Genomic DNA, 12323 nt, shown 5'->3' on the forward strand with positions numbered 1-12323 from the left:
AGGCAATAGTGCAAAAATCCTAGTCCAACCCTATATTCCGTACTGATTTCCAACGGTCATGGAGCCAGAACCAATCCTCAGGATATTCCCTAATGTGGTTCTCCAGAAGATTCATAACCTGCTGGGTTGCTTTTCCTATATCAGCTTTTTTATCCTTTGTCTGATCTACATAAATTGGCGGGTAAATAGTAATATGATGTCCACCGTCAGAACGATGGGTTATCTGTCCATGAAAAATGGGAGCCTTCTGTGAACGGGCAATAGTGGCAGGACCAGCAAAGCAATTAGTCTTTCTGTTAAAGAAATCAAGAATAATTCCATCTCGCAGGCTTGGATCCTGATCTGTAATCAAGCCAATCATCCAGCCCTCCTTAATCATCTTGAACATTTCCCTTACCCCACTGGTATACGTAATGTGCATTCCCACCAAAGTACGGTACTCATTTATAAACCTATCCATGGCACCATCTTTCTGCTTTCTTGCAACCCCTACAAGTGGTACGCCATATTGGGCCAAAGCAGCCCCCATAAGCTCCCAGCTATCGCTGTGGGAAGTGGCAATTACAGCACCCTGTTTCTTATCAATTGCCTCCTGCAAATACTCCAGGCCATCAATAGTGACATATTTTTTTATGTAATCATCCTTAATAAGCTCAGGGTAACGAAGCACTTCCATCAGCATTGGTCCAAACTGCACCCAGGAAGCTTTGGCGATCCTCTCTGCCTCCCTGGCACCCACCCCCAAGCAGCGGATAATATTATCATAGGCCATAAACTTTCTCTTTTTTGGCACTACAATCCAAGTGAGTTTTCCCAGCACTTTTCCAAAGCTGTTACACTTTTCCATGGAAAAAAGGCAGGCAACCCAGCTAAAAAATTTCATAATATAGTATGCCATACTTAGTCCTTTCATATCCAACCACTAATCCATAATGGACTAACAAAAACAACTATTTTTTGTTATAATAAATCGTTGAGATTTTTACTTACATACTAAATAGATTTTACTATTATTTTTTTTAGAGTCAAGGGGAAGGAAACAAATGAATTATTTTTGGCAAGGTCTACAGCAAGACTATCACATATTTGTATTGGCACCTATTTTATGCGCAATTTTCCGTACCATTTTTATTTTAGTGTATAAACCATATCCCAGTTTTAAAGGTAAAGGGGTAGCTCTATATCATTGCTACCGTTACGGTTTCTGGTGGGGCATGGACTTTAATGCGTACGTACTGCTTCTATCCATGATCTTTGTAACCATACCTGGAGTCTTCAATAATGCCTGGTTCCACATAGGTGACTCTTTACGACTGACAGGACTACTGATTTATTCCTTGTTTTTATACACAGCCTTTGTAGGCAAGATGATATTCTACCGCCAGTTTAACGATACATACAACAAACTGCTATGGCTCGGACGAAACGCAGAAAAACATAATTTGCTGGATGTGTTCTTTAAACAATATCATGGTGCCATTTTATTATTAAGCTATCTGCCTGTTGGTGCTTTATTATATGGAGCTATTACCCTATTGTTAAATATCCCTATGATACCTCCTATCTTTGAAAATGGTACTGTTTCATATTATACATTTAACACATGTTGCTTTATCGGAACCATTCTTTTTTTCTATTACTGCCGTTACGGTGGTACCTTCAATCATGATGATAAACCAGAATGGGATGAAATTCCAAGTGTCGTAAAAAAAGATATTTTTCTTTCCAGAGCTTGCATTGACGACCTATGCGCCCTGGAAAATGTTTGGCACAATCCATTGGACGCTCTCCTGACCCATACTGATGAAGATGATGAGCCTCTTATTGATTCTATTATGCCAGAAAAATACAAAAATCTGAAATGGAAAGAGCTTAGTTCCCCTATTGAAGCGTTTTGCCGAACGGCCCAGGGCCCACGCATAAAAAAACCCAAAAATATCTTTCTTATAGTTGGCGAAAGCTATACCCAATATCTTCTCGATAATCCCTACGAACAGCTGCATATTATGGATGGTGGTAAAAAATTCCGCAAAAATCCTCACACTGTTTCTATAGATAATTTCATCCCTGCTGGTCCTCTTTCAAGGCCATCCATTGTAAGTCTTATGTCTGGAATTTTTGATGCCAGACTGGAGTTGAACGAACGGGAAGATTTTTGGGCCGGAGCAACTCCGGCAGCTTTGCCAATTCAGCTGAAAAAGCTAGGCTATAAATCCATTTACTGGTACGGAGGCAATCCTACCTATGGAAGTTTCCATAAATTTGCACCTGCTGTAGGCTTTGATAAGGTAATGGGGGCTACAGAATTCTGCCCTAAGGATTCCCCTAAAACCTGGGTTGGCATTTATGACCATATATTCCTCGAAAAAACCACTGAGCTTTTAAAAGACATAGATGAACCCACATTCCATTACATTTACACAACTTCAAATCACGGCCCCTACAAAATGCCACTAAAAAAACTTGGTTTTGATGCAAAGACTGTTATGCCTAACATTGCAGATAAACTTAACAAAAGAGAAAATAAAGCCGCTGGCACATACTGGTATGCTGATAAAGCACTACAAAATTTTGTAGATAACATAATCAAAACCTATCCTGACAGTCTTGTAATTATCACTGGTGACCATTCAAGTCTTCCTATACCTCCTGCTACTGTTATGGAGCGCAGAGACTTTTCTTTTAGAGAAACCATTTGTACATCTTTTGCGATGTATCACAGAGATTTTGACAAGTCCATATTGGCAGGAAATCTCATCGCCAGTCATATGAATATTTTACCAACCATTGTTGAACTTATCGCACCAAAGGGATTTAAATACTATTCTCTCCTTCCTTCAATGTTGACTCCTTTGGATCACATCGTTTCTCCATATCACTGGATTAACAATGATAATATTGGCAAAATTGATGAATTAACATATCAATCCACAAATGTTCAGACCACAACCATGGAAACTCATACTTTTGATGGAGAAAATCCATACAAAAATGAATCTGATGGTTTTAGTGCACTGACTGGCTGGCTTGCACGACATCCAGAACTCCTTCAAACAAATTAACTAGAATAACAATTATGCAATATAAAATGCCCTCCAAGGTACAATCCCTGAAGGGCATTTATTATACTCAATATTTTATTAATTTAGTAGGAAGCATCAGCACCGCCAGTAACCTTGTCGGTCTGAACCTCTACATGGTCAGGAGTCAGATGATACTCGGACTGGAATGGATGCTTAGGATAGAGCTTTGCGCCCTTCTTTTCCAAGAAGGAACGGAGAATCCATGGCTTATCGGAGATTAGACCATCAACACCCATGTCGTACATCATTTCCATATCCTTAACATCATTTACGGTCCAAGGAACTACCTTCATGCCTAATGCGTGAGCCTCGTCCACCATGTTCTTGCTGATCTCACCATAGTATGGAGAAACGATATCAGCACCGAAGGAATGAGCAGCAGCTACTGCGTCACCCTTGAAGTCCTTAATATCCAAACCGCCAAGCCAAGGAGATTTTTCCTTGTCAAAAGGTCTCAGGGACTCAGCAGACTTACCCCAAGATGGCTCTTCCTCAATCAGAGCAGAGAGAGTGATGTTTGGATTCATCTTCTTTTCCATCATAAGGGTTTCCCAGTCGAAGGACTGAAGGACTACACGGTCTTCCATGCCATACTTTGCTACCAGCTCATTGAAGCGGGTGAGGAATGCCTTCTTGTCAGCATTGCCTGCATGCTCCTTAGCCTGTAATGGATCAGGATAAGACTTGGTCTCAATGTTGAACTTAACATTCTCGTTGCCGGAAGCCTTTACCAGCTGGAACAGCTGCTCCAAGGTAGGAATCTGGGCAAACTCAGGATCAACTCTGGTCTGGCCATGAAGCTTGTAGTAATCAACCTCAGGATTGATCTTGGAAACATTGAATTTCTGAATTTCAGCAACTGTCATCTTGCGGATATCATATTTGCCGTTCTCAATCCAATTGCCATTGGCATCACGGGTAATCTCGTGATTCAGAATTGGATTGTGGCTCATTACAATGTCACCATCCCCGGTGAACTGCATATCGCACTCGATGCTGGTTGCGCCATTCTCAATGGCATAAGCGTAAGAATACAGAGTATTCTCAGGACGGGCATCTCTGCCGCCACGATGAGGCTCAAAATCAAAGACATCCCCAAAGTCTACCTTTGCCTCAGCCTGTGGTGCATCAGTAAAACTGGCTACCCCTGTTGCCATTACTGCTGCCAAAATACCCATAGCGATTTTTTTACGATTCAATTTCATTTTATTTCCCCCTTAAAATAATGAATCTGTAATAAGTATAACAGAAAGTTGAAAAAATGTTTATACAATTTTGGTCCTTTTTACATGGGAATAATGTCTTAAATCAGTAAATAATACTGCTATATGGCTAATGGTTATTTAATAACAAAAAGGACGGGGACTGCTATCTTTAGCGGCATATTGTAATATATGCAAAAAGGACGGGGACTGCTATCTTTAGCGTCGTTCCACTTCTAAATTTTTTTCTTGCTTTTATATAGTGCAAAAAATCATAACTCGCTTCGCCCTTACAGGACTAGCTTCGCGTCGCTCAAACAAATGATTTTTCACACTATTACATAGGTATAGCAACAAAAAAATTCTTAACGAAGTGGAACTAAATGCTAAATCTAGCAGCCCCCATCCTTTTTTCTTAACATCCCAACCTAGTGTTTATAACGCTATTACTTGGAAAGTTCTTCTATTTTCTTTTCCAAAGCCTTTATCTTCTTACTCATATCATTGAGCTTCTTCATATGGGCCTGCATACGTAGCCACTCCTGATGTGGCCTTGCAGGGAATCCCGCATAGAATACTCCCTCAGGAGTATTGCCAATAATACCGCTTCTGGCTGCAAATACAGAATTGCCACCAATATTTATGTGACCAACAGTTCCGGTCTGTCCGCCAAAGGTTACATTTGCTCCGGTGTTGGTAGAGCCGGAAATACCTGTCTGAGCCACAATAAGGTTACCAGGACCAATATGGCAATTATGGCCGATATGTACCAGATTATCTATCTTGGTGCCCTTTCCAATAATAGTTGAACCAATGGTGGCACGGTCAATACCTGCATGGGCACCGATTTCCGTGTCATCCTCCAGCACCACATTACCCACCTGAGGAACCTTGGTGTGAACTCCGTCCTTGGTGGTGAAACCAAAGCCGTCAGCACCAATAACTGCTGAGCTATGAACGATAACCCGCTTGCCCACCTTGCAGTGTTCACGAATAGTAACGCTGGAATAAAGGACAGCATCGTCATCCACTGTAGCATACTGGCCTACATAAACGTGAGGATATATAACCACACGATCCCCGATTACCGCATGGTCATCCACATAGGCAAAGGGCAAAATGGTAACATCCTTGCCCACAGTAACATCCTTGCCTATGTGAGCATCAGGGCTTACGCCCTTTTCATGCTGAATAGGCGGAGTAAAGGTAGTTAACAGAACTGCAAAGGCGGCTCTGGTATTCTCCACATAAATGGCAGGTAACGGAAAATCCACTTCCACAGCATTAGGCAACAGAACTGCCCCTGCGTTACATTTTGCAGCTTCATCCACATGAGCCTCATCCGCAAAGGTGATCGTTTCTTTAGTGGCACCTTCAATATTGTTTACTCCATTAATGACAATAGAAGGATCACCTGCCAGACGGCCCCCTACCAGTGTTGCTATCTCCTGTAATGTCATTTTCATATTCCCAAATCTCCCTTTAAATTACAGGTTACTGCAGCTTGGCTATTACATCATCAGTAACGTCCACACCACCAATAACCATACCATCCTTGCCGTTGCTCTTCACTACAGTGTCCAGCTTCTTTTCCTTGGCAATACTGTCCATGGCTGCATAAATCTTGGACTGAACCTGGGTTGCATACTGCTGCTGAATACCAGCCCCCTGCATTCTGAGCTGCTGCTGAAGCTCCTGGAACTTCTGGGCATCCTCTTCAGACTTAATATTGGCACCCTGCTCCTGAAGCTGCTTTTCTGCATCCTTCTGGAAATCCTCCATACGCTTCTGCATTTCATCCATGGAGCTCTTTATCTGAGGTGCCTCAGTCTGTACACGTGCATAATCCACGTAGCCCACATTTACCTTACCGCAACCAGCTGTTATCAGCATGGCACAAATTGCGGACATTGCCAAAACCAAAGTTTTTTTCTTGAAATTCATTGAATACTGCCTCTTTTCATTTAAACATGTACAAATAATTACTGAATATTTTTCATTTCCTTTAGCATTTCCTGGGTAAGATCCAGAGTATTAATGCCAATAACCGGTGACTTCAGCTCATGCCAAACACTCAAGCCAAAGCTATTATACTCCTCCCCAAGAATATTATCTATAGGATCTGCAATTATCAAATTAAGATGATGGATAATGGCCAGCTTGGCAGCTCTGCCACAAATATCGTCAAAGATTTTCTGCTCCAGCAGCTTCATCTCCGTGAGCTTTAATTCCAACGCAGTCTTTTTCCTGGCTATATCCATCTTAAGCTGAATTGGCTTCATAGCATCATCAATGGCCTGAACATTTCTGTCCTGCACCTCTTTGAAATGCTGCATTTCATCAGCCTGGGATTTCCCCGCTATGCTGTCCCGCTCTGCCAACATTGCCCGTCTAATTTCCCCGGTCTCAGCCTCCACTGCTTCCTCATAACGGCGCTGCTGATCCGCCAATAGCTTGTTATGCCTTTCATTGCGCTCATCCTTCAGCCGATTCCACTCCGCCTGAAGACTGGCCTTTTCTTCCTCAGACAGCTCCAAAGTTACGGCATTGTCTGCTTTAAGCTGGATATTTAAAATACGGTTGCCATATTCTTGGTCAATGGCCTGACGCTCCTTGTCAAACTGGGGCTTCATACGCCGATAAATATTATCAGCCCGTACCTTAAGTTCATCCATTGTTTCTGAATGTCTGGTAATAATCTCCAAATTTGCCTTTTGACGGGCAGCATCATCAAACAGCTTTTTATCGGCCTGGGCAGCCTGTGCCGTCATTTCAAAGCCCTTCAGCTTTAATTCTGCTTCCAGTGCGGCAACCTCCCGCATCAAGGTCTGGAGCTTTCCATAATCACTGTGAGCCCTTATAACCTCCCCCATGTCCATAACACCGACATCAGGATCCTGTGATGATACAGGGGTGTCTTGACGGCTAAACAGAAAAAAAAGCGCTAAAACAAGAACCGTTATAGCCGCTGCTCCCATCCATATCCGCCTGTTTCTTAAGCTGTTATCCCTATTCTCCCCTTTATCCTGCTTTTCCTTAACAGCCATAAGAATCCCCCTTTTATGAGGTAATAAAGTACCGAGCACATTGTGCTCGGCACCTTTGTTATCTCATTTTGATTTAAAAATTACTTGTTCAGCTTCTTCAGCACATCCTGAGTAAGATCGGTACCACCGTACACTACAGCTTCCTTATTGATAACCACGGTAATACCCTTGGCATCAGCTACTTCCTTAACAGCTGCCTCAATCTTTGCACGTACAGGCTCCATCATGTCAGCCTGCTGCTGCTGGAGACGCTGCATGGTCTGCTGATAGTATTCCTGCTTCTGCTCGTCGCTCATGCCGGCAGCCTTCTCATTGAAATCCTTCTCGGCATCCTGAGCCAGCTTCTGCATCTGAGCCTGCATATCAGTTACATCCTTAATGGAACTGAACTGGGCATAATCCACAACACCAACATTGGAGGATGCAGCTGCATTGGCAATGCTGTTGTTGGACTGGGACAATGCCAGAGCTACTACGGAGCCAACAAATACCAAAGCAATGAGAACGCTGATAATCTTAACCTGAGTTTTCTTTAACTGTACCATAATTTTATCTCCTTTTTTGTGAATAAAAAATATTATTACACTGTCATGGCAATATTTTCGCCTTATGACTGCACATATTATACCAAACTATTATTCCCCATTCAATAAGATATAGATTAAAAATATCCTATGAACCGCAACCATTTATCATCATTATCCATAACCGCTTCCAAAGCCAGAAAATCATGGAGCTTGTACCTCAAGGCAAATTCGCTGATATGGTCCTGATCACGGTATTCGTAACGGAAGGCAAGGCGTTTGGCAAAATTATACTCAATACCGCCCTTCCAATATTTATCCAAAACAGAATAACGCACATTGGCCCGAACCTTGGGCACAATCTCACGATATAGTCCCAAATCAAGGTCCCAACGCGTATTCTTGGGATAGAAATCCACCAAAGCAAAGGCACCATCACGACTGGTGAATTGCTTGGCGAAAAGCCCCCGGAACATTATCTCGCCGTTGTCCTTGTTCTTAGTACGATGTCCCAGCTCACCCCAGCCCTCAAAACGGACATATACATTGCGGGAATCGGAACGGCTCATAACCTCCATACGCTCAGATGGCTTAATATCCACCTTGGTATGGATACCCCAGAACTTGGCCACCTCAAGATCATCAATACGCTTGGCAAGAAGCTCCTCTATGGTATCCTTATGGCGCTTTACAAAGGCCACTGGAACCCCCACAAACATATCTGCCCCATCCTGCATATTCTGACGTTCAGTAAGCAGAGCCGCATTAGGTAGAGTATCAGATCTCATACTAAGGTCAATAGTGCGTACCACTGGCAGCAATGGATATATATCAACAGTTATCTTGGTGGTTTCCCCAACCTCCACATCGAAGTCAGCCCTAAATTCCGGCGCCCTTTCATTCATAAAATCCTTGACTCTATGCTTTATAACACCGTTAGTCCAGTCCACCGCTGCCACGGGGAGGCCCTGAAGCGTATCCGCAAAAAGCTGATCCACATCTGAGATATCTTCCAGAAGAAGCTTCTCCACCACTTCCGGCATCCCTACCACCCGTTTTTCAACGGAGATGTTATCAATCTTATCATTCCAGGCTAAAAGACCTACAGAAATCATCAGCTCTTCCCCGGGCTTAATATCCACAGACCTTACAGTATAACCCACCAGCACCTTGTCAAAGACTTGCCGGATAATGTCCTCATAATGGGTTTGCCGGGACTGAACAATTTCAAGGGACTTCCCTTCCAGAAGCTGGGTCCCAATGGCCTGAACACTTTTTTCCATACGCTGGCACACCCCCTGTGGAATATGTCCGTCACTATAAACAGTGACCTTCACTTCCTCCACAGAGGCAGCCAAAACCACATTATCTGAAGAAAAACTGATACCGGCCAGGTCAACCATGGCCAGTATCAATATTATTACAATTTTCTTTATTAAGTTTCCTTTAACAAAGCCTAAGTCCTTCATTAGAAGGAAGCACCCACATTAAAGTGAACCCTGTTACCCTGGGAGCCGTGACCCACATCAATACGAATAGGACCAACAGGGGTTTCTACCATAACACCCACACCTATGCTGGCGTGGAAATCATTAAAGTCATTCGGCAACCACTTATCATCCCACGCTGCTCCCCAGTCAGTAAAGATTGCGCCCTTAACTTTATTATACAGAGGGAAACGGAATTCCAAGCTACCAATATACATGCTGTCACCACGGAACTGGTCATCCTTATAACCGCGCAGAGTTCCCTGACCGCCGATTCTGAACTTATTAAAATAGCTCAACTCATTGTTGGAATGACCATAGGAGTTACGGAAGGCTATAATCTGGTTACGGCCTATCTTCCAATAGGCAGAATCATCAATTACGTACTTCTGATAGTTGAAGTCCCCCCCTAAGCCTGCAAACTCAGCAGATAGCTGTACATAGTGACCACCAGTTGGATACATAATATTATCTCTGGTATCAGTAGTATGGGACAGGGTAATGGAACGGGTAAGGCCGAAATTCTTCTTGTTCCAGTCAGCCCAGTCTGCCTGCCTGCGGTCAACAGGACCAGATTTATGATTATCATAGGTATCATCACTATTCTTGAAGTAAATACCATTAGTGGAATACTCACTTACAGGACGGGTAAAGCCGATTTCAAAGCCCTTGGCCTTACGGAGCATTTCCTCTATCAAATCACCATTAGTGTCATAATCATTATATCTATAGGTACGGTTGTATATCTTGATAGTACCAGCTGTCTCTTTCTTGTCCAGCCATGGCTTACGATAAGTGAACATCCAGCCTCTGGCATCAGTGCTGGAACCACTTATGGAATACATAACACTGATGGAATCTCCAATACCGCGGAAGTTTCTATCACCGATACTAACCATTCCTATAAAACCATCGGCAGTGCTATAACCGGCACCTACACCAAAAGCACCAGTATTTTTTTCAGTTATATCTATTTCCAGCATACAGGCATTTGGCTCTACACCTGGAATAGGCTTTATATCTATGGACTCAAAGTAATTCAGATTTGTAAGGCGATTGTAGCTGCGTACAACATCCTTCTTGTTAAGAGGTTCGCCCACCTTGGTACGAAGCTCACGGATAACTACCTTCTCCTTGGTCTTCTTAAGGCCCTTTACCTTATAGCCCTCCAAAATACCTTCATTGACCTGAATAGAAATTTTGCCATTTTCATCAATGCCCATATCGTGAACCTTGGCCATAATATAGCCGTCATTCACATAAACCTTCTTAATATTGGCCAAATCCTCCTGCAAGGAAACACGGTTAAGACGATCCCCCGGCTTTAACTGCATGACTTTAACCAATTTGTCAGTAGATTCCCGCTTACTGTTGCCGGTAATCTCGATATCAGAAATAATTGGAGTGGTAAATACATGATAGGTAACAATGACACCCTCCGGGATTTCCTCAAAGCTTGGATACAAGTCATAAAAATAACCGGTTTCATAAATATTGTTGGCATCCCTGGACAGACCATCAATAGTCAGAGCATCTCCCACCTTGGAGTTGAGGGATAACAATGCTGTGTTGTAAACATCCTCAGTGGCCCCCTCAATTTTGATATCCATAATGGTTTTTCCTACGAGTGCCTGAGCTGCAGAAGTAACCTCTGCATCAGAAGGTCTTTCCCCATTCCATTTGGCTACTGCCTCCTTGGCTGCATTGGTGGTATCCTGGGAATTAGTTGCAACTTCAACGGATTCACCAATTTCCGCTCCAGTAGCAGCTTCCTTCTTGTTTCGATCAATATCAGCTTCAACGCCACTTTCCGACACAGCGGCCAGCTTGCCATCCTTCATATTGACTATAACACCAGAATCAGTTGGTGCTGCAAAAACCACCTGCGCTGCAGATAAACCAGTCATCATAGCCATGGCACAAGCCAAAGCCCTGTAATTTTTTTTGGAATTCTTTGAAGAAAATCTCAAAGGAAAAACCTCCTACATTATTATTTCTTTTTACTACTCTCTTAAGGTCTTGCCGGCAGCCTGCATTAACTGCTGCATCTCTGTATCAGGAGCCTGACCTTCAGCTCTTGCCGGAGAAGCCTCTGGCGATATTATTTGTGGTACCACTTCAACCATTGGTGGCGCCTGACGTACAAAACCAGTATCACTATTTTCAGAAATATTTGGGACAGCCCTTTCATGCTCCTCCAAGGATGGCTGAATATTCACCACCTGGGTTTTCTCCAGGCCAGTGGAAGAAGCACCACTATCCTTAACGGTGGTTATATCGGCAGGTACCTCTATTACCTTACTGCTATGAAGAATAGACAAATAGCCGATTCCAATAGCCACAGCAATAATCAGAGGTGCCAGCCGTATCAGCCATTTTCGCCATCCGTGTCCAAACTTGGTTTCCTGGGCCCGCTGTAGCTCTGCCTGAGCCAGCATCACATCCAAATCCCCCCGCAGACTGTTTTCTTTGTCCATGGAGCTTTCGGCACGTCCCAGCCAATCCCGGGCGGCAGAAATATGCTTCCTGACTGCCCTATTATCTTTATTTTTGCGTTTCTTATCCATAATTGCCTCCAAAAGCAGACACTTCTATGGAATAAAGTCGCCAAATAACAATTTTATATAATTTGCCAAATCAAGGGAAAAATTACCATTTTCAGCTAAAAAAGCCAATTTGCGGCCATTTACTGTCATATATCACTTACTTCCAATTATGCATAAACCTAGACAGCATCCCCCGTACCCGGCGAACACCGCTTTTCTGCAGGCGATAAATATGGGCCGTGCTTACATTAAGCATATCTGCCACATCCTTTATCTCCTGATTGTTAACCAGTACCTGATTCAGCACCAGCTGCTCCTTATGAGGCAATCTGTCCATGGCTTCCATAACCACATCAGAAGCCAAATGGATTTCAGCCAACTCCGTAACGGGGGTGCCTGTATCTGCCAGCATATCCAATTGGGACACACCAGAT

11 protein-coding genes are annotated in these 12323 nt (G+C 43.2%); 1 reads left to right on the forward strand and 10 read right to left on the reverse strand.

Annotation, left to right across the window (positions count from 1 at the left end; translation table 11 throughout):
* Positions 1–19: 19 nt before the first annotated feature.
* Complete coding sequence (locus tag ACKI5G_RS04790) at positions 20–898, reverse strand: lysophospholipid acyltransferase family protein (RefSeq protein ID WP_407398148.1); 879 nt, start codon at positions 896–898, stop codon at positions 20–22.
* Between the two features lie 145 nt (positions 899–1043).
* Between ACKI5G_RS04790 and ACKI5G_RS04795 the strand changes: the two genes are divergently transcribed.
* The gene (locus tag ACKI5G_RS04795) at positions 1044–3062 is read left to right on the forward strand and encodes an LTA synthase family protein (RefSeq protein ID WP_407398150.1); all 2019 of its coding nucleotides are present in this window, start codon (positions 1044–1046) and stop codon (positions 3060–3062) included.
* Positions 3063–3145: 83 nt separating this feature from the next.
* On the opposite strand, the gene ACKI5G_RS04800 is transcribed toward ACKI5G_RS04795, so the two are convergent.
* From ACKI5G_RS04800 to ACKI5G_RS04840, 9 genes are all read right to left on the reverse strand, one after another.
* Complete coding sequence (locus ACKI5G_RS04800; RefSeq protein WP_407398152.1) at positions 3146–4288, reverse strand: glycerophosphodiester phosphodiesterase; 1143 nt, start codon at positions 4286–4288, stop codon at positions 3146–3148.
* Between the two features lie 443 nt (positions 4289–4731).
* Positions 4732–5751 (reverse strand): UDP-3-O-(3-hydroxymyristoyl)glucosamine N-acyltransferase, encoded by a 1020-nt coding sequence (gene lpxD / locus ACKI5G_RS04805; protein WP_407398154.1) that lies wholly within the window; start codon positions 5749–5751, stop codon positions 4732–4734.
* Positions 5752–5779: 28 nt separating this feature from the next.
* Entirely contained in the window at positions 5780–6229 is a 450-nt protein-coding gene (locus ACKI5G_RS04810) for an OmpH family outer membrane protein (RefSeq protein ID WP_407398156.1), read from the reverse strand.
* Positions 6230–6267: 38 nt separating this feature from the next.
* Entirely contained in the window at positions 6268–7332 is a 1065-nt protein-coding gene (locus ACKI5G_RS04815; protein WP_407398158.1) for a hypothetical protein, read from the reverse strand.
* An 80-nt stretch (positions 7333–7412) separates the two neighbouring features.
* Positions 7413–7877 (reverse strand): OmpH family outer membrane protein, encoded by a 465-nt coding sequence (locus tag ACKI5G_RS04820; RefSeq protein WP_303725798.1) that lies wholly within the window; start codon positions 7875–7877, stop codon positions 7413–7415.
* Between the two features lie 116 nt (positions 7878–7993).
* Entirely contained in the window at positions 7994–9325 is a 1332-nt protein-coding gene (locus tag ACKI5G_RS04825; RefSeq protein WP_407398160.1) for an acylphosphatase, read from the reverse strand.
* Complete coding sequence (locus ACKI5G_RS04830; RefSeq protein WP_407398162.1) at positions 9325–11313, reverse strand: outer membrane protein assembly factor; 1989 nt, start codon at positions 11311–11313, stop codon at positions 9325–9327. Before ACKI5G_RS04830 ends, ACKI5G_RS04825 begins: the two co-directional genes overlap by 1 nt.
* A 33-nt stretch (positions 11314–11346) precedes the next feature.
* Complete coding sequence (locus tag ACKI5G_RS04835) at positions 11347–11910, reverse strand: hypothetical protein (RefSeq protein WP_407398164.1); 564 nt, start codon at positions 11908–11910, stop codon at positions 11347–11349.
* 136 nt (positions 11911–12046) lie between these two features.
* Positions 12047–12323 (reverse strand): sigma factor-like helix-turn-helix DNA-binding protein (locus ACKI5G_RS04840; protein ID WP_407398166.1); only part of this gene is annotated, 277 nt, incomplete at its 5' end.

Source organism: Anaerovibrio sp., assembly GCF_045637405.1.
In the GTDB taxonomy this organism is placed as follows: domain Bacteria; phylum Bacillota; class Negativicutes; order Selenomonadales; family Selenomonadaceae; genus Anaerovibrio.